Source organism: Nocardia sp. 852002-51101_SCH5132738, from assembly GCF_001665695.1.
Lineage (GTDB): Bacteria > Actinomycetota > Actinomycetes > Mycobacteriales > Mycobacteriaceae > Nocardia > Nocardia nova.
Genome location: NZ_LZML01000032.1, coordinates 32,692 through 50,293 on the forward strand (window position 1 = coordinate 32,692; position 17,602 = coordinate 50,293).

Genomic DNA, 17,602 nt, shown 5'->3' on the forward strand with positions numbered 1-17,602 from the left:
AAGGTTTCTGTCCGCTATTCGCGCGAAGCTGTGTCCATGACCGACTGGAACAAACTGCTGCGCGAGCAGATCGACTGGCACTGGACCAACCAACTCCGGCCCCGGCTCGACGGGCTCACCGACGACGAGTACTTCTGGGAACCCGTGCCCGGCTGCTGGAACCTGCACCCGCGCGGCGCCGGCAGCGCACCGATCCAGGGTGGTTCCGGTGCGATGACCATCGACTTCGCCTTCCCGCCGCCGGAGCCCGCGCCGTTCACGACGATCGCGTGGCGGCTCGGCCATGTGATCGTCGGCGTACTCGCCGTGCGCAACGCCGCGCACTTCGGGCGCGCGACCACCGACTACTATTCGTTCGAGTACGCCGAGACCGCGAAAGACGCACTGGCCCAACTCGATTCGGAATATGCCACCTGGCTGGGCGGCATCGAATCGCTGGGCGAAGACGGCCTCGACCGTCCGTGCGGTGCGGCCGAGGGGCCCTATGCCGAACTCCCGCTCTCGGCACTGGTTTTGCACATCCATCGCGAACTGATCCACCATCTGGCGGAGGTCTGCCTGCTGCGCGACCTCTACCTGCACCGGAACCGACAGGAGGCGAGCTGATGGCCCGCGATGTCCAGATCACCTTCGACTGCGGCGATCCCGCGACATTGGCCGAGTTCTGGGCCGACGCCCTCGGCTACCGGCTGCAGGATCCACCACCCGGATTCCGGACCTGGGACGAGGCGCTGGCGGCCATGAATGTGCCGCCCGAACGGCGCAACGACGCTTCGGCGCTGATCGACCCCGAGGGCGCCGGTCCGCGGCTGTTCTTCCAGCGGGTGCCCGAGGGCAAACAGGCCAAGAACCGCGTACACCTGGATGTGCGGGCGGCCCCGGGCCTCAGCGGCGACGAACGGATGGCGGCCTTGGAGGCCGAGGCCGAGCGGCTCGTATCCCGCGGCGCGACCAGGCTGCAGCGCCACGAACCCGCTCCCCCGATGGGCAACGGGCATATCGTGATGGCCGATCCGGAGGGCAACGAATTCTGCCTCGACTGAGTCGGCATCCCGCGGTGGTCACCAGGGATCGAAATGCTCCCGCGGATCGGTGCGATCGAGGGCGCCGGGGTCGGCGGGCACACCGCCGAACAGATCGCCGCTGCGGCGGACCAACTCGAGCATGGGCTCGCGCAACTCGCGCAGCCCGTCCAGATCATCGGCCGCGACGTGGGCTGTCACCATGGCGCTGAGGGCGGCCACCATGGTGCGGCACGCGAAGCGCTGCTGATCGGTGCGGGCGTCGAGAATGTCCGCGACGAGCGAGACGAACGCTTCCTGCAGTTCCGCGCGCCGCGCGATCGCCTTGGGCCCCGCGGCGTAGACCTCGACGAGGAACAGGCGCGCATAGGCCGGTTCGGAGGCCAGACCGTCGAGGTAGGCGTCGAGCAAGGCGCCGATCGGCGGGCCGGCCGGGGCATCGGGCCGGCGCGCAGGATTTCGTGCGGAATCGCTGCCGCCGGTGCCGGTCCCGGCGGACCGATCCGGGACCGGTGGCAGCGCGTCCTGCATACGTGCGATCAGCAGTTCCACCGCTCGCTCGTAGGCCGCCTCGAAACAATCCTCTTTCGAGCGGAACTGCTCGTAGAAGGTCTCCCGCGACACACCCGCTCGCTTGAGCACCGCCGCGACCGACGTGCCCACATAGCCGTGCGCGGCCATCGCATCCGCCATCGCCGCGAGGATTCGGTCGCGCTGGTCCTGGACGACCGTTTCCCGCGGGATTCCGTGCCGGCCCCGAGGGAGCCGGCGGTCCGCGGGGGCCGAGGCGGTCATGTGGTTACTCCATCGATCGATCGCGTACCGGTTCGCAAACGAAACTAGCTGGTTGTCTTCCATTCTGCGCGGTGCCGGCTTCCCACGCGGCGCACCCCCGGCTGTGACCGCACCCACGCCCGATATGGTGCTGTTGACGGAAGGCCAGTACCCATAGGGCCGTCACTAACGAGAGGACCAAACACCGTGGAGATTTCGGGCTCCGCCGCGATCATCACCGGAGCTGCGTCCGGTCTGGGCGCCGCGACCGCAAAACGCTTCGCCGACCAGGGTGCGACCGTATTCGGTCTCGATCTGGCTCAGTCGATCGAACGGGCCGGCGACAGCGTCCCCGCCGGTGTCACCCTGATCCCGACCGACGTGACCAGCAACGACGAGGTCGCCGCCGCGGTGGCGAAGGTCGTCGAATCCGGTGTGCCGCCGCGCATCGTGGTCAACTGCGCCGGTGTGGGCTGGGCGGGACGCATCCTGTCCAAGAACGGCCCGCACGATCTGGAGCTGTTCCGGACCGTGATCACCGTGAATCTGCTGGGCACCTTCAACGTGATGCGCCTGGCCGCCGATGCCATCTCCAAGACCGAGCCGGTCGACGAGTACGGCCAGCGCGGCGTCGTGATCAACACCGCGTCGGTGGCGGCGTTCGAGGGCCAGATCGGCCAGATCGCCTACTCCGCCTCCAAGGGCGGCGTCGCCGGCATGACCGTTCCGGCCGCGCGCGACCTGGCCCAGTTCGGCATCCGCGTCAACACCATCGCCCCCGGCATCATCGACACCCCGATGCTGGCCGGCGTCACCGAGGAGTACCGCAAGGGCCTCGAGGCCGGTGTGCCGTTCCCCTCGCGCCTGGGCCGCCCGGACGAGTACGCGCAGCTCGCGCAGTACATCACCGAGCACGACTACCTGAACGGCGAGACCTTCCGCATGGACGGTGCGCTGCGCATGGCGCCGCGCTGACGCCGGCTCGCGATTGCGCTCGAGGCCGACACGGAATCCCGTGTCGGCCTTTCGATTTCGTGGACGAACGGCTGCGCGGGCCGTGGGCTGCGCTCGGGGCCGGCGGTTGTGAACGGGCACAATTTTTGCGGCGCGGTTTCGGGGCGGCTGACGATGAATTTCTCCCCAGCGGGAAATACGGCTATGTTAAAGCCTATTCTACTGGGAAGTAAGTTCATAAGGCCAGGTCGTAACGATGAAGTTGGATCGCAGTGCACAGGACTCGAGGGCGAGTGGATCGCCGAGACGGCGCCGCGGGGGCATACGTCGGATCGTGGCGCTCGGGGCCGCGGCGTGTGCGGGGGCGACGCTCGGTGGCGTGGCCGCCGGTACCGCCACCGCCACCCCGGTGAGCGAGTTCTACACTCCCCCTGCGCAATTCGCGACCGCGCCGGGATCGGTGATCAAGACCGAGCCGATGCCGGTGTTCATCGCACCGCCCGGGCTCGGGCCATGGCCGGTGAGCGCGCAGAAGGTCATGTACACCTCGCAGACCCAGGACGGTGAGCCGGTCGCGGTCAGCGGAACCTACATCGACGCGACTCGCCCGTGGCAGGGCACCGGGCCGCGGCCGACCGTCGTCATCGCGCCCGGCACCTCCGGTCAGGGCGATCAGTGCGCGCCGTCGGAGGCCTTCTCCACCGGCCTCTACGCCGACATCACGCCGCCGAGCGTCTCCGCGAATCAGGAGGCCGTCTCGGCCATGGCCTGGAACTCGCTCGGCGCCCGGGTCTTCGTGACCGACTACATCGGGCTCGGCACCCCCGGCGTCCATACCTACGTCAACCGCGTCGAGGAGGCGCACGCCGTCCTCGATGCCGCGCGCGCCGCGAATGCGCTCTCCGGCACCGGCCCGCGCACACCGCTGGCCTTCTGGGGCTATTCCCAGGGCGGCGGCGCGACCGCGGCCGCGGCGGAACTACAGCCGAGTTACGCCCCCGAACTGGACCTCAAGGGCGTCTGGGCGGGCGCGCCGGTGGCCGATCTGTCGGCGGTCCTGCAGAAGATCGACGGCAATCTGATCGGCGGCGTGGTCGGATACGCCCTCAACGGATTCCTGGCTCGTTATCCGGACCTGAAGCCCGAACTGGACAAGCGGGTCACGCCGCAGGCCCAGGAACTGCTCGCGGATCTGCAGAACGAGTGCATCGGCGATGTGATCCTGAAGCACCCGTTCCTGCACGGCAGTGATTTCACGGCCGATCACCGGTCGATCCTGGACAACCTGCGCGAGGTACCGGCCGCCATCGATATTCTGGATCGGCAGCGCATCGGCACGCTCACGCCGAGCGCGCCCGTCCTGATCACCAGCGGCATCAACGACGACACCGTCCCCTACGACCAAGCCCGGCGGCTGGCCGGCGACTGGTGCGGTCACGGCGCGACCGTCACGTTCCGCACCGACACTCTGCCGCCGATCCTGCCCGGTGCGGCGCTGCCCAATCACTTCGGACCCGAAATCATCGACGGGTTCGGAACCGACAACGCCATCTCGTATCTGGTCGATCGGCTGAACGACAAGCCGGTCGCCGGCTGCACCTTCGACTGAGGACACGGCCATCGGCGCACCGCGCCGAAAGGATAAGGCTCGCACGGACTTCCGCGCGAGCCTTACCGTGTTTCCGGAGGTGCGGTCAGACGGTCTTCGTGAGCCGGTCCGCCAGCAGTTGCGCGAAGTGGGCCGGATCCTTCAATTCGCCACCTTCGGCGAGAATCGCTGTGCCGTAGAGCAATTCGGCGGTAGCGGCCAATTCTCCGGACTCCTCGGCGGTGTCCTTGTTCGCGGCGTACGCATCGCGCAGTCCGGTGACCAGCGGGTGCTCCGGGTTGAGTTCCAGAATTCGCTTGGATTCCGGCAGGGCCTGGCCGGACGCCCGGTACATGCGCTCCAGCTGCGGGGTGAAGTCGAAGACGTCGCCGACGACACAGGCCGGGGAGGTGGTCAGGCGGGAGGACAGGCGGACCTCCTTGACGCTGTCGCTCAGCGTCTCCCGCAGCCACTTCAGCACATCGCCGAAATCCTTCTCCTGCTGCTCACGCAGCTGTTCGGAGGCCTTCTTCTCCTCCTCGGTCTCCAGATCGACTTCGCCCTTGGCGATCGACTGGAACGGCTTGCCGTCGAAGTCCGGCACCGAGCCGACCCACATCTCGTCGACCGGATCGGTGAGGATCAGCACCTCGAGGCCCTTCGCCTCGAACGCCTCCATATGCGGCGAATTCTCGATCTGCTGCCGGGATTCGCCGGTCATGTAGTAGATCTTGTCCTGGCCTTCGGCCATGCGCTCCACGTACTGCGCGAGCGTGGTGGGCTCGGAATCCGAGTGCGTCGAGGCGAAAGACGAGACCTGCAGGATGGTTTCGCGGTTGTCGAAGTCGGAGAGCAGGCCCTCCTTGAGAACTCGGCCGAATTCGTTCCAGAAGGTCCGGTACTTCGACTCTTCCGCGGTGGCGTCGCCGTCGCCGGATTCGGCCGACTCGGCGCCCTGCATATCCTTGATCGTCGACAGCACCTTGCGCACCAGGCGCTTGCGGATCATCTGGATCTGCCGGTCCTGCTGCAGAATCTCGCGCGAGACGTTGAGCGAGAGATCCTGCGCATCCACCACGCCCTTGACGAAGCGCAGATACTCCGGCATCAGCTCTTCGCAGTTGTCCATGATGAATACGCGGCGCACGTACAACTGCACCCCGCGCTTGTGCTCGCGCATGAACAGATCGAACGGCGCGTGCGACGGGATGAACAGCAGCGCCTGATATTCGAACGTGCCCTCGGCCTTGAGCGGAATGATCTCCAGCGGGTCGTCCCAGGCGTGCGAGACGTGCTTGTAGAACTCCTTGTACTCCTCGTCGGAGACGTCGCTGCGCGGGCGCGTCCACAGCGCCTTCTGGGAATTGAGCGTCTGCTCCTCGAGGATGGTCTTCTCGGTCTTCTCCTCGCCCTCGCCCTCGGTGACGGTGCGCTCCACCTGCATCCGAATGGGCCAGGAGATGAAGTCCGAGTACTTCTTGACGATCTCGCGGAGCTTCCACTCCTGCGTGTAATCGAAGAGGTGATCGTCCTCGTCCGCGGACTTCAGGTGCAGCGAAACCGCGGTGCCCTGAGGCGCCTCGTCGAGGGTTTCGATGGTGTAGGTCGAGCTGCCGGCCGCGGACTCCCAGCGGGTGCCCTCGGACTCACCCGCGCGGCGGGTCGTCAGCGTGACCTTGTCGGCCACCATGAAGGTCGAGTAGAAGCCGATACCGAACTGGCCGATGAGGTCCGCGGGAGCGGAGCCCGCGGAGCGACCCGGAGAATCGGCGTCGGCTCCGTTCATTTCCAGCAGCTGACGACGCAGTTCGGCGGTGCCGGACTTGGCCAGGGTTCCGATGAGGTCGACCACCTCGGCGCGCGACATGCCGATGCCGTTGTCGCGGACGGTCAGCACCCGGGCGTCCTTGTCGACCTCCAGTTCGATATGCAGATCCGAGGTGTCGACCTCGAGATCCTTGTCCCGGAACGACTCGAGCCGGAGCTTGTCCAGCGCGTCGGAGGCGTTCGAGATCAATTCCCGCAGGAACGTGTCCTTGTTCGAGTAGACCGAGTGGATCATCAGTTCCAGAAGCTGATGGGTCTCGGCCTGAAACTCCAGTTGTTCGACGTGATCGGTCACGTGCAGATATTACGACGGACCGCGGGTGGCTCGCGAAAGTCGGTCATCGCGGGAACCTCGGCATCGGCGCTGTGCGCGCGGGGCTGCGCGGGCGCCATCCATTCGCGCAGCACCTGGGTCGCGCGCACATCGTCCTCGTTGTATTCCAGCAGCCGGGTGCGCTGCGTCAGATCGGGCGCACCGTCGTAGCCGACCGCCAGGCGATACCAGCTCATCGACGCCTCGCCGCCGGCCTCGGGATCGCGCCAGCCGAATCCGGCGACCGGAGCGATCTTCTTGAGCCCCTTGCCGTTCGGGCAGATGAACTGCTCCGACACCGCCTGGAACATATCCACCCACTGCGGGCTGTCGACGAAGGCGCGGACCTCGTCCGCGCTGGGTATCCCGGGCCGTCCGGCGAAGCGGCGCGCCGATTCGTAGAGCCACTTGTCCTCGGCGGTGCGCGAGTAGCAGTAGGCGGCGAACGTCTTGCCCGCCGCGGCCGCGTCGGCGCGCACCGCCATCAGCCAGGTCCAGAATTCGGCGAACGAGCGGGCCTCGTCGGCGGTCGGCAGCGGGTCCCAGGTGAAGAAGGGGCGATACACGCCGTCGAGCAGGGTGCCCCACAGATAGGCGCCGTATTCCTGATAGCTCTCCAGGTCGACGTCGACCTCGACGTCGGCCCGGGTGACCCGCACCCGATCCACGCGGCGGACCAGCGGCGCGCCCGAGATCCAGGCGCGCGCGGTCACCACCGTCTCGGCGAACGGCTCGTACTGCCAGTCCTCGGGTTCGTCCGCGGTCCACTCGGCCAGATCGTCGATGGTCTGCACGCCGTGGCGGCGCAGCAGTTCGGCGCGGGATCCGGGTGCGACGAGGCTGACGTCGCGATGGTCCGCCAGCCAGCCCTCACAGCTCACCGCGGGAGGTTCGGTGATCCCCGTTCGCTCGACGATCGGCGCCCGTGTCCACCACGGGCACTGCCGGCATTCGGGCACCTTCGACGGCACGGTCGGCAGCTCACCGCGCACCACCGCGATGCGGTCGGCATAACGCCGGTCGTACTCGTCGAGCACCGGACCCAGGTCGTGCACCAGGATCCGGTCGAAGTGATAGCCGATCGCCCCGCCGACCAGGGCGGGACTGGCCAGCCCGTGCCGCTGCAACATCCGGTAGAGGTGGGCCAGCCGCTGCTGGTCTCGCGGCTGGGTGCGGACGCGGACGTGCCGGTCGGGGCGCGGATCCCAGTGGTACAGATCGGAGGTGGTGGGGTGGAAATCGGCCGGATCGGGCTGGCGCGGATCGGTCACCTTGTGGTTGACCACGATGATCGGGATATAGCCGCCCCGATCGGTGTCGCGCAGCAGGATCTCGCAGCCGCCGCGACGACCGGTATCGGGCTCCTGGGGCAGCAGCGCACCCCAAATGCGCTGCGCCCCTTCCGAACACGCGCGCAGCGTATCCTCGGCGCGACCGCTCGCGGTCTGATCCGGATCGATGATCACCCACGCCTGTGGGTCGGCGGCGACGAGTGTGTCGCGGACCTTGGTGCGATGCGCGGTGGCGGCGTCGCGGCGCTGTTTGACACCCGCGTCCTCGGGCACCCCGAGCAGCCGTTCCGGATGGGTGGCGTCCAGATGCAGCCGATGCCGGCAGCCGACCAGTGCGCGCGCGTCGACGTAGGCGATTCGCGGCGGATGTTCACCGGCCTCGGCGGGGGTCGAGATATTCACCGTATCGGCCGAAACCTGCTGCGCCCGTTCCACTTCGGCGGGCACTACGGCGGTTCGGCGAGCAGCAGCCCGCCGCTCGTCGCCTCCGCCGTCCTCCTCGCGACCGTCCCGGTCGCCGCTGCCCGAATACACGGTAAGCAGTATGGTCCCTACCTCCGACACTCCCGCGAACCGCCTGCGTGCAGGGTGTACGCGGGGCCGCTACCTCGGCACTCCCGCCGTCCGGAGCTCGGATCGCCGCGAACCGTCCGCCGCGGCGGCGCCCTCGGGTCCGCATCCCGCTACAGTTGGCGCAAACCGTGTGGCATGTGGGTATATCAGCATGACGGAACTTCGTGACGGAGGGCTTTCGATGGGGTTGTTCACCAAGCGCAAGCGGCGTGCGGACCGCAAAGCCGAGGCGAAAGCCCTCAAGCACAAGGCCGCGATGGAGGCCAAACTCGGCGCCCGCAACGAACGCAAACGCCAGCGCGCCGAGATCCGCACCCAGCGCGAGGTGGCGAAGGCTCAGATCGCGACCTTGAAGGCGGAGGAGAAGGCCGCCCTCAAGACCGCCGAACGAGCCGACCGCGAACTGCTCACGGCGAGCCAGGTGAAGAAGTATCTGGGCGTGGCGCGCGTGCTGGTGCCGGTGCTGGCGCCGCTGGCCTACCGGGCCGCCACCTTCATCCGCGGCCAGATCGACACCCGCCGCGCCCATCGACTGGGTATCGGCATCGGCGAACTGGGCAACTTCACCGGCCACGGCGCCCGCCTGCAGGCCCGTATCACCGGTGTCGAATCGACCCTGGCCGGTATCGAGAACTCCGGTGACAAGAGCGGCGAGACGCAGAAGTTCGTGGCCGCCACCCGCGACCGGCTCGCCAGCCTGTCCGCTGCCGTGCGCACCGCCGAGCAGATGCCCGCGCCGCGCCGGCGTGCGGTGCACAACTCCATCTCGCACGAACTGGCCGGCGTCGAAGCCGATATCCTCGCGCGCCTCGGCGTGCACTGACCGACCGCTCGCCATGCCGCATCGTGCCCGGCCCACAACCGGATCTCCGCCTTACCGGCGAGCGGTCCGGCGGCCGGGCATCGATGGCCTGCGGGGCGGGCTGGTCGGTATGGCGGTGGTGGTCCTCGCGGTGGCCGCGCACGGATGGGCCGACGGCGGCTATCCCGGCTCGGCGACGCTGGCGCTGCTGCTGCTGAGCGCGGCGGCCACCGGAACCTTCGCGTCGATGCTGCCGCCCACCGGTGGTGCCCGTGGCCGGATCGGCATCCTGGCGGCACTCGGTGGCGGACAGGCGGTCTCGCATATCGCGCTGAGTCTGCTGCCCGCTCATCGGCCCGGTGAAACATCGTGCGGGAGCGGCCTTTCCGGGCTGATCTCGATCTTCCCGAACAACTGGATGACACTGGCGCACACCCTCGCCACCGTGGTGTGCGCGGTGCTGATCGTGGCCGTGGAACGGCTGTATGCCGCGGTCTCCCGATCGGTCCGCGCCGTCACCACCCGGCCGCAACCGCCGGTGGATATCGCCACACCCCGGTGGCGGACCTCCGCGCGGCAAGCGCGGCAGCAATGGAGCGCCGGCGCCCTCGGCTCCCGCGCACCCCCGGTACTCGCCTGAACCGATCCTCGACCACAGGCAATTCCTCCGGCATCTCGCCGAGTACCGAGAAAGTCACCCACCGTGAGCTTTACTATGTCCACCTCACTGTCGCGCGCCCTGGTCGCCGCGGGCGCCGCCGCCGGTCTCGCCCTGCTCGCCTCCGGCACCGCGGCCGCGCACGTCACCGCCGACGCGCCCGGCGCGGCCCAGGGCGGCTACGCGGTCATCACCTTCCGCGTGCCGACCGAATCGGCGACGGCGTCCACCACCAAGCTGACCGTCGCGCTGCCGCAACTGTCCGCGGCTCGCACCGAACCCGTTCCGGGCTGGACCGCCAAGACCGAGAAGAACGACAAGAACCAGTTCACCTCCGTCACCTGGACCGCCAACCCGGGCACTCCCGGCATCACTCCCGAGCAGTTCCAGCGCTTCGCCGTCGCGGTCGGGCCGCTGCCGAAGCAGGACAAGATCAACTTCCCGGCCACTCAGACCTACAGCGACGGAAAGGTCGTCAACTGGAGCGAGCCCATGCCCGCCGGCGGTGACGAACCCGAGCATCCCGCTCCGAGCATCACGCTGGGAGCCGCCGGATCCGACGACGATCACGCCGGCATGCCGAGCGCTGCCCCCGACAAGTCCGACAGCGACGAGTCCGACAACACCGCGCGCTGGCTGGGCGGTATCGGACTGGTTCTCGGCGCCCTCGGTGCCGCGCTCGGACTCGGCAGCCTGATCCGGAGCCGGCGCTCATGATGCGCCGCATCGTGTTCGCCCTGGTCGGCGCGCTGGCGCTGGGCGCACTGACGATCACGGTCGCCGGTCCGGCCGCCGCGCATTCGACGGTGGTATCCACCGACCCCGCCGACGGCGCGAAGGTCGAGACCGGTCCCGCGCGGGTGAGCGTCACCTTCAACGAGAATCTGCAGCCGAGTTTCCCGTCGCTGACCGTCGTCGGCCCGGACGGGAATCTGTGGTCGAAGGGCAAGCCGGTGGTGGACGGCCCGACCGTCACCGTCGAGGTCGGTGACCTGGGCCCGGCCGGCACCTACACGATGGCGTACCGGGTCACCTCCGCCGACGGCCATCCGGTCAGCGGTACCCGCAGTTTCGAGCTGACCACGCCCGGCCACGGCACACCGGGGCCCAAGGCCGATGCCAAGAGCGGCAACTCCGGCGGCGGCGATTCCGGGGGCGTGCCGCTGTGGGTGTTCATCGTGGCCGCGGTCGTGCTGTTCGGTGGTGGACTGGCGTTCGCGCTGTTCGGCGGTCGCTCCCGACGGTCGGGCAGCGGCGGCAAACCATGAGGCCGGGGACGGCCGGCAGCAGATCGACCGCACTGCGTTACGCACTGCTGCTGGTCGTCCCGGCCGCCCTCCTCGGTGCCGCCGCCGGATGGGCGCTCGCCGCACCCGATCCGGTACAAGCCGAGGCGCCGGTGCGCACTCTGGCCGACGGGCTGGGCGCGACGGTTCTCGGCCTGGCCGCGCTGCCGCGCCTGCACGACCGGCTGCGGCCCGCGTGGCGGCTGCTGGCCGTCTTCGGCGGCCTCTGGGCGGTGGCTGAATTCGTGCTGCTGGCCACCGAGGCCGCCGAGGTGGTGGGGGTACCGCTCACCCGGTTGCGCGCCGGCGATTTCGGCGACTACCTCACGCATGTCAGCGGGGGCCAGATCGGCATCGCCGTGCTGATCGGCACCGCGGCCGTCGCCTGCTACAGCACGCTGGCCTTCCGGCGACCGGACCGCGCGACCGCCGATCTGGTGCTGGTCTTCGCCGCAGTGACGCTGGTGCTGCGCCCGATCACCGGCCATATGTCACAGCAGACGCTGGGATCGGTGCTGGCCGCGGTCCACGCCCTGGCCGCCGCCGTCTGGTTCGGCCTGCTGCTGGCGCTGGCGCTGGTCGTGCGCACCCGCGGTGAGTGGGCGGTGATCCTGCCACGCTATTCCGGCTGGGCGCTGCCCGCGGTGGCCGCGGTGACGGTGACCGGCGTGGTGAACGGGCTGGTCCGGGTCGGCGGTCCGGCCGCCCTGGTCGATACCGGATACGGCCGCATCCTGCTGGCGAAGACGGTGATGGCGGTCGCGCTGCTCGGCCTCGGCTGGTGGTGGCGGCGCAGCTGGGTTCCGGTGGCCACCGACCACCGGATGACCGCGGACTCCTCGCTGCGCCGCGCCCTGATCGAGGTCGTGGTGATGGCCGCGGTGTTCGGCCTGGCGGCGACGCTGGCGGTGACCGCCTGAGTCCGAGCCCGGGCCGGACAGGCCTCCGAACTGGAGTGATAGCAATTACATCCGGTCCGGGCCGGACTGGAACACGTTACGGTTACCGCATGACCGCAGTGAAGATCGTGGCCGATTGCGCCGCGCCGGCCGAGACCGCGTTCGACTACGTCAACGACCATCGCCATCTGCCGGAATTCGTCACCGAGGTCCATTCCTTCCGCCCGATCACCGATCAGGTGGCCGGGCTGGGCGCGACGTTCGACACCGAGATCAAACTGGGCCCCGCCTCGCTGACCTCGCGGTTGGAGATCGTGCGCTGGGAGAAGAACGTCGCGATCTCGGTGAAGGCCGTGACCGGATTCGAGATCGAATCGACCTTCCTGTTCCATCCCCGCGGCGACGGCGACTGCACGGTGGACGCCATCGTCGAATACCGGGTGCCGGGCGGACTCGCGGGCAAGGTGCTGGGCAAGACCATCGAGCCGTTCGTCAAACTGTCGGTCAAACACACCACCCACAATCTGACGACCAAGATCGCGGAGTATCAGCGCACCCTCGACAGCTGAACCGGGCGGCCCCGCGTCACGCGGCGAAGGTCTCAGGATCCGATCGTCGCCCGCATGGCAAGCTTATTTCGTGACCGATTCAGCAAACCTAGTGGCAACCGCCGACCTCGCCGACGAGATCGGCCCCGAGATTCGCAGCTGCGATACGCAATTCACGCAGTTCGGCGGCAATCCGGTGTTCAGCGGGCGCATCGTCACCATTCGCTGCTTCCAGGACAATCTGTTGGTCAAGCAGACTCTCAGCGAACCCGGTGACGGACGTGTGCTGGTCGTGGACGGCGGCGCGAGCATTCACACCGCCCTCGTCGGTGACGTGATCGCCGGCCGTGGAGTCGACAACGGCTGGTCCGGCGTCGTGATCAACGGCGGCGTCCGCGATTCGGCGATTCTGCGCACCCTGCCCATCGGCATCAAGGCGCTGGGCACCAACCCGCGCAAGAGCACGCAGACCGGATCCGGCGAACGCGATGTGCCGGTCGAATTCGGCGGCGTCACCTTCGTTCCGGGCGAGATGCTCTACAGCGATCACGACGGGGTCGTCGTCCGCGCGGAATGAGTCGCCGATCGCCGCCGGGCCGGCCGGCCCCGCGCCTGCCGAACTATCCGCCTGCCACCCGCACGCGGTGGCCGGCGAGTGCGACCACGTCTCCGGCATGGAGCTGGCGGCCCCGCCGTAGTTCCACCTCGTCGTTGACGCGCACGAGTCCGGCGGCGATCACGGTCTTGGCCTCCGACCCGCTGTCGATGAGATTGGCCAGCTTCAGGAATTGCCCGAGTCGAATGACTTCGTCTTCGATCGGCACATCGACTGGATCCGACATGGGTTACATCTTTACCGCCGCGCTCGGCGGGCCGCACGCCGCCCCCGTCCCGGTCGGCACCGGGGTCCGGCGAAAGGATCGAATATGACCGTGCACGAGCAGGACTCGCCCGGTGGCCTTCTCCCCTCGGGCGGCCCCAGCCCGCACACTGGTGCGGTGACTTCCACGCAAGACCAGCTCCACTCGCGCGACCGCAGATCACCTTCGTCACCGGTTCCGCATCGCGCCCACGGTCGGCTGAGCGAAGTCCCTCATCTGGCCGGCCTGGTGCTCGGCGTGTTCTCGGCTCTGTGTGCGCTGTGGAGTATTTCGCCCGGCCTGCGCTACATCACCTCGGTCCCGCGGCACTACCTCGACGCCTACTATTTCGACGCGCCCGACACGAACCTGATGTGGGCGGTGATCGTCGGTCTGCTCGCCGGCGCGACGGCCTCCCGTAAACGCATCGCCTGGTGGCTGCTGGTCGGGTACATGGCGCTGTTCGCGCTCGCCAACGGACTGGATTTCGCCGAGGAACAGGATCCGCACGCGCTGGCCGCGCTGTTCGTCCACCTCGCGGTGATCGGCCTGATGATCGCGGCATGGCCGGAGTTCTACACCCGGGTGCGGCGGGGCGCGGTGTGGAAGGCGCTCGGCGTCCTGGTCAGCGGGCTGGTGATCAGCAGCCTGCTCGGGTGGGGGCTGGTGGAACTGTTCCCCGGCAGCCTGCCGCGCGGTGCGCAGCGCCCGCTGTGGGCGATCTCGCGGGTCACCGCGACAATTCTGGTGGCCGACAACAACTTCGACGGCCACCCGCCGCATGTGGTGAATCTGCTGCTCGGCCTGTTCGGTGCCATCGCACTGCTGGCCGCCGCGCTGGTGCTGTTCCGGTCGCAACGCGCCTCCAACGCGATGACCGGGCTGGACGAATCCGCGGTGCGCGGCCTGCTGGCCCGCTCCGATGTCGAGGATTCGCTGGGCTACTTCGCGACTCGCCGCGACAAGGCCGTGGTTTTCGCGCCCAGCGGTAAGGCGGCGATCACCTTCCGCGTCGAACTCGGCGTATGCCTGGCCTCCGGTGATCCGATCGGTGTGCGGGAGGCGTGGCCGCAGGCCATCGATGCCTGGTTGCGACTGGCCGACGAATACGGCTGGGCCCCGGCGGTGATGGGCGCCGGGGAACTCGGCGCCACCGCCTACCGCCGGGCCGGCCTGTCCGCGCTGCGCCTGGGCGACGAGGCGATTCTCGACACCCGTTCGTTCTCGCTGGCCGGGCCCGAGATGAAGCAGGTGCGCCAGGCCGCCAACCGCCTGCACAAACAGGGCTTCACCGTCCGGGTCCGCCGCCACAGCGAACTCTCGCCGGACGAGATGGCGCAGATGATCGCCCGCGCCGATTCCTGGCGCGATACCGAAACCGAACGCGGCTTCTCGATGGCGCTGGGCCGGCTCGGCGACCGGCTCGACGGCGACAGCCTGCTGGTGGAGGCGCTCGATCGCGACGGCCGGGTGTGGGGCATGCTGTCGCTGGTGCCCTGGGGCCGCAGCGGGGTCTCGCTCGACGTGATGCGACGAGATCCCAAGGGCCCCAACGGAATCATGGAATTCATGATCTCCCAGCTGGCGCTGACCTCGGAACAGTACGGGATCACCCGGGTATCGCTGAACTTCGCGGTATTCCGCTCGGTCTTCGAGGAGGGCAGCCGGATCGGCGCCGGCCCGGTGCTGCGGCTGTGGCGCAGTGTGCTGATGTTCTTCAGCCGCTGGTGGCAACTCGAGGCGCTGTACCGGTCGAATGTGAAATATCAGCCGCAGTGGGTGCCGCGGTTCTTCATCTTCGAGGAGCGCCGCCAGTTGCCGCGGGTCGCGCTCGCCAGCGCGCTGGCCGAGGGCTTCCTGCCGCGCTTCGGCAAGCAACCGGATGCCTCCGCCCACACCGGTCTGCATTCCGCGGTGCCGGCCACCATCACCGGGCTGCACGCCGACGGCAGCCCGCCCGAGGCGCCGCCCTCGGCCCTCGAACAGGCCGCCGCCCGCCGCCCCGAACAGGTGCGGGTGCGGATGGACAAGGTGCGCCGGCTCGAATCGGCCGATATCGACGCCTATCCGGTGGCCTACGCCCCGACCCATTCGATCGCCGATGCCCGCCGCTCCCCCAAGGGCACCACGGTGCGAGTATGCGGACGGCTGTTGCGGATCCGCGACCACGGCGGCGTCACCTTCGCGACGCTGCGCGACTGGTCCGGCGATATCCAGATCCTCATCGACCGAGGCCGGGTCGGCCAACGCCGCTCGAGTTCGTTCGGCGAGTACTTCGATCTGGGCGATCTGATCGAGGTGAGCGGCCAGATCGGCGCGAGCCGCCGGGGCGAGCTGTCGCTGCTCGCCCAGGACTGGCGGATGATCGGCAAATGCCTGCATCCGCTGCCGGACAAGTGGCGCGGACTCGCCGACCCCGAGGCGCGGGTGCGGCAGCGCTACGTCGATATGACGATCAACGTCGAGGCGCGCGAGGTACTGGCCAAACGCAGCGCCGTGGTGCGGTCGCTGCGGGATACGTTGACCGGCTGGGGTTTCCTCGAGGTCGAGACGCCGGTGCTGCAGCAGGTGCACGGCGGCGCCAACGCCGCGCCCTTCCGCACCCACATCAATGCCTACGATCTGGACCTGTACCTGCGCATCGCACCGGAGCTGTACCTCAAGCGGCTGTGTGTGGGCGGGATGGAGAAGGTCTTCGAACTGGGCCGGGTGTTCCGCAACGAGGGTGTGGACTACAGCCACAATCCGGAATTCACGATTCTGGAAGCCTATGAGGCGCACAGTGATTACGAGCGCATGATGCACGCGTGTCGGCAGCTCATACAGAATGCGGCGATCGCGGCCAACGGCGCCTGCGTGGCCCTGCGGCCGGGTGCGGACGGGACGCTGACCGAGGTCGACATCTCCGGCGACTGGCCGGTGCGCACCGTGCACGGCGCCATCTCCGAGGCCGTCGGCGAGACCGTCACTCCCGATACCCCGGTGGATCGGCTGCGGTTGCTGTGCGACAAGGTCGAGGTGCCGTATCAGCCGGGCTGGGACGCCGGGCAGATCGTGCTCGAGATGTACGAGCACCTCGTCGAGGAACGCACCCAGGAGCCGACCTTCTACATCGACTTCCCGACCTCCGTGTCACCGCTGACGCGCGCGCATCGCCGCATCGACGGTGTGGCCGAACGCTGGGATCTGGTGGCCTGGGGGGTCGAACTGGGTACCGCCTACAGCGAATTGACCAATCCGATCGAACAGCGCCGCCGCCTGACCGAACAGTCGCTGCTGGCCGCGGGCGGTGATCCGGAGGCCATGGAACTGGACGAGGACTTCCTCGAGGCACTGGAATTCGCGATGCCGCCGACCGGCGGTCTGGGTGTGGGTGTGGATCGTGTGGTCATGCTCATCACCGGCCGCAGTATCCGCGAAACCCTGCCGTTCCCACTGGTCAAACCGCGCACGGGACAGGGCGAGGGACGCTGACCGCACCGCCGGCGCCGGGGCGCGCGCACCCGTTCGCGAACCCGGAACCCGCGTCCGGCACAGTAGATCCGTGCAGCTTGTTCTCGTGCGTCATGCCCAGCCCGGCCGGGTGCTGACCACCTCCGGTCCCGCCGATCCCGAACTCACCGAACTCGGTGTCGAGCAGGCTCGGCGGGTACCGGCCGTGATCGCCCGGTTCGCCGGGGGCGAGCATCGTATCGCGCGGGTGGTGAGCAGTCCGCAGCGGCGGGCCCGCGATACCGCCGCGCCGACGGCCGAGAAGTTGGGACTGCCGGTCGAGGTACTCGACGGGCTGGCCGAATACGACCGCGATCTGCCCGCGTATATCCCGATCGAGGACGCCAAGCGCGATTTCCGCGCCACCTACGACCGGATCAAGGCCGGACATCTGCCCGAACAGATCGACGGGCCCGCGTTCGTGGCGCGGGTGCTGGGCACGGTGTCGGAACTCGTCGCGGCCGCCGAACCGGCCGATACGGTTGTCGCCTTCGCCCACGGCGGAGTGGTGAACGTGCTGCTCCAGGACATTCTCGGACTCGAACGCCCCCTGACCTTTCCGATCGACTACTGCTCGATCACCCGGATTCTGTTCTCCCGTAGCGGTAATCGCACCGCCGCGACGATCAACGAGAACAGCCACGTGTGGGATCTGCTGCCGCGGAATCGTCCCGCTGCGGCCGGCGACGCGATCTGAGCAGAGCGTAGGGGCGG

At 68.6% G+C, this 17,602-nt stretch carries 17 protein-coding genes; 13 read left to right on the forward strand and 4 right to left on the reverse strand.

The features are described from left to right. Nucleotides 1-36 precede the first annotated feature (36 nt). A complete protein-coding gene (locus A5789_RS04790; RefSeq protein ID WP_064902480.1) occupies nt 37-606 on the forward strand; it encodes a DinB family protein in 570 nt (189 codons plus the stop codon). After that, nucleotides 606-1,043 (forward strand): VOC family protein, encoded by a 438-nt coding sequence (locus tag A5789_RS04795; protein ID WP_064902481.1) that lies wholly within the window; start codon nt 606-608, stop codon nt 1,041-1,043. Before A5789_RS04790 ends, A5789_RS04795 begins: the two co-directional genes overlap by 1 nt. Before the next feature lie 18 nt (nt 1,044-1,061). Here A5789_RS04795 and A5789_RS04800 read toward each other — a convergent pair whose 3' ends face one another. Continuing rightward, a complete protein-coding gene (locus A5789_RS04800; protein WP_064902482.1) occupies nt 1,062-1,817 on the reverse strand; it encodes a TetR/AcrR family transcriptional regulator in 756 nt (251 codons plus the stop codon). Nucleotides 1,818-2,003: 186 nt separating this feature from the next. Here A5789_RS04800 and A5789_RS04805 point away from each other — a divergent pair, with 186 nt between their 5' ends. Both A5789_RS04805 and A5789_RS04810 read left to right on the forward strand, forming a co-directional pair. After that, a complete protein-coding gene (locus A5789_RS04805; RefSeq protein WP_030516743.1) occupies nt 2,004-2,771 on the forward strand; it encodes an SDR family NAD(P)-dependent oxidoreductase in 768 nt (255 codons plus the stop codon). Nucleotides 2,772-3,006: 235 nt separating this feature from the next. Beyond that, nucleotides 3,007-4,359 (forward strand): lipase family protein, encoded by a 1,353-nt coding sequence (locus A5789_RS04810; RefSeq protein WP_082940460.1) that lies wholly within the window; start codon nt 3,007-3,009, stop codon nt 4,357-4,359. An 85-nt stretch (nt 4,360-4,444) separates the two neighbouring features. On the opposite strand, the gene htpG is transcribed toward A5789_RS04810, so the two are convergent. Further along, on the reverse strand, nt 4,445-6,460 hold the full coding sequence (gene htpG / locus A5789_RS04815; protein WP_064902483.1) for a molecular chaperone HtpG: 2,016 nt from the start codon (nt 6,458-6,460) through the stop codon (nt 4,445-4,447). Further along, nucleotides 6,457-8,127: a TM0106 family RecB-like putative nuclease gene (locus A5789_RS04820; RefSeq protein ID WP_064902492.1), complete on the reverse strand. Its 1,671-nt coding sequence runs from the start codon at nt 8,125-8,127 to the stop codon at nt 6,457-6,459. Before A5789_RS04820 ends, htpG begins: the two co-directional genes overlap by 4 nt. Before the next feature lie 397 nt (nt 8,128-8,524). On the opposite strand from A5789_RS04820, the gene A5789_RS04825 reads away from it, so the two are divergent. The 7 genes from A5789_RS04825 (at nt 8,525) to rraA (ending at nt 13,113) form a co-directional block, all read left to right on the forward strand. After that, nucleotides 8,525-9,166 (forward strand): DUF6474 family protein, encoded by a 642-nt coding sequence (locus A5789_RS04825; RefSeq protein ID WP_030516739.1) that lies wholly within the window; start codon nt 8,525-8,527, stop codon nt 9,164-9,166. A 109-nt stretch (nt 9,167-9,275) separates the two neighbouring features. Beyond that, the gene (locus A5789_RS04830; protein WP_063016494.1) at nt 9,276-9,785 is read left to right on the forward strand and encodes a hypothetical protein; all 510 of its coding nucleotides are present in this window, start codon (nt 9,276-9,278) and stop codon (nt 9,783-9,785) included. A gap of 75 nt (nt 9,786-9,860) precedes the next feature. Further along, entirely contained in the window at nt 9,861-10,520 is a 660-nt protein-coding gene (locus A5789_RS04835) for a YcnI family protein (protein WP_064902484.1), read from the forward strand. Continuing rightward, entirely contained in the window at nt 10,517-11,071 is a 555-nt protein-coding gene (locus A5789_RS04840) for a copper resistance CopC family protein (protein WP_082857247.1), read from the forward strand. The genes A5789_RS04835 and A5789_RS04840 overlap by 4 nt, the downstream gene beginning before the upstream one ends. Then, complete coding sequence (locus A5789_RS04845; RefSeq protein ID WP_064902485.1) at nt 11,068-12,009, forward strand: CopD family protein; 942 nt, start codon at nt 11,068-11,070, stop codon at nt 12,007-12,009. The genes A5789_RS04840 and A5789_RS04845 overlap by 4 nt, the downstream gene beginning before the upstream one ends. 89 nt (nt 12,010-12,098) lie before the next feature. Then, nucleotides 12,099-12,557: an SRPBCC family protein gene (locus A5789_RS04850; RefSeq protein WP_064902486.1), complete on the forward strand. Its 459-nt coding sequence runs from the start codon at nt 12,099-12,101 to the stop codon at nt 12,555-12,557. 70 nt (nt 12,558-12,627) lie between these two features. After that, nucleotides 12,628-13,113 (forward strand): ribonuclease E activity regulator RraA, encoded by a 486-nt coding sequence (gene rraA, locus A5789_RS04855; RefSeq protein WP_030516733.1) that lies wholly within the window; start codon nt 12,628-12,630, stop codon nt 13,111-13,113. 43 nt (nt 13,114-13,156) lie between these two features. On the opposite strand, the gene A5789_RS04860 is transcribed toward rraA, so the two are convergent. Beyond that, nucleotides 13,157-13,378, reverse strand: coding sequence for an RNA-binding S4 domain-containing protein (locus tag A5789_RS04860; protein ID WP_030516732.1), 222 nt, complete (start codon nt 13,376-13,378; stop codon nt 13,157-13,159). A 156-nt stretch (nt 13,379-13,534) separates the two neighbouring features. Between A5789_RS04860 and lysX the strand changes: the two genes are divergently transcribed. Both lysX and A5789_RS04870 read left to right on the forward strand, forming a co-directional pair. Further along, nucleotides 13,535-16,870 (forward strand): bifunctional lysylphosphatidylglycerol synthetase/lysine--tRNA ligase LysX, encoded by a 3,336-nt coding sequence (lysX, locus tag A5789_RS04865; protein WP_063015317.1) that lies wholly within the window; start codon nt 13,535-13,537, stop codon nt 16,868-16,870. A 70-nt stretch (nt 16,871-16,940) separates the two neighbouring features. After that, nucleotides 16,941-17,585, forward strand: a complete 645-nt coding sequence (locus tag A5789_RS04870) for a histidine phosphatase family protein (RefSeq protein WP_063015304.1) — start codon at nt 16,941-16,943, stop codon at nt 17,583-17,585. Nucleotides 17,586-17,602 lie beyond the last annotated feature (17 nt).

Bases quoted from the DNA above. Each gene is read 5' to 3' on its own strand.
- A5789_RS04860 (WP_030516732.1), bottom strand. From the start codon at position 13,378: ATGTCGGATCCAGTCGATGTGCCGATCGAAGACGAAGTCATTCGACTC.
- A5789_RS04830 (WP_063016494.1), top strand. From the start codon at position 9,276: ATGGCGGTGGTGGTCCTCGCGGTGGCCGCGCACGGATGGGCCGACGGC.
- A5789_RS04825 (WP_030516739.1), top strand. From the start codon at position 8,525: ATGGGGTTGTTCACCAAGCGCAAGCGGCGTGCGGACCGCAAAGCCGAG.
- A5789_RS04810 (WP_082940460.1), top strand. From the start codon at position 3,007: ATGAAGTTGGATCGCAGTGCACAGGACTCGAGGGCGAGTGGATCGCCG.
- A5789_RS04800 (WP_064902482.1), bottom strand. From the start codon at position 1,817: ATGACCGCCTCGGCCCCCGCGGACCGCCGGCTCCCTCGGGGCCGGCAC.
- A5789_RS04850 (WP_064902486.1), top strand. From the start codon at position 12,099: ATGACCGCAGTGAAGATCGTGGCCGATTGCGCCGCGCCGGCCGAGACC.
- A5789_RS04835 (WP_064902484.1), top strand. From the start codon at position 9,861: ATGTCCACCTCACTGTCGCGCGCCCTGGTCGCCGCGGGCGCCGCCGCC.
- A5789_RS04790 (WP_064902480.1), top strand. From the start codon at position 37: ATGACCGACTGGAACAAACTGCTGCGCGAGCAGATCGACTGGCACTGG.
- A5789_RS04795 (WP_064902481.1), top strand. From the start codon at position 606: ATGGCCCGCGATGTCCAGATCACCTTCGACTGCGGCGATCCCGCGACA.
- A5789_RS04840 (WP_082857247.1), top strand. From the start codon at position 10,517: ATGATGCGCCGCATCGTGTTCGCCCTGGTCGGCGCGCTGGCGCTGGGC.
- A5789_RS04845 (WP_064902485.1), top strand. From the start codon at position 11,068: ATGAGGCCGGGGACGGCCGGCAGCAGATCGACCGCACTGCGTTACGCA.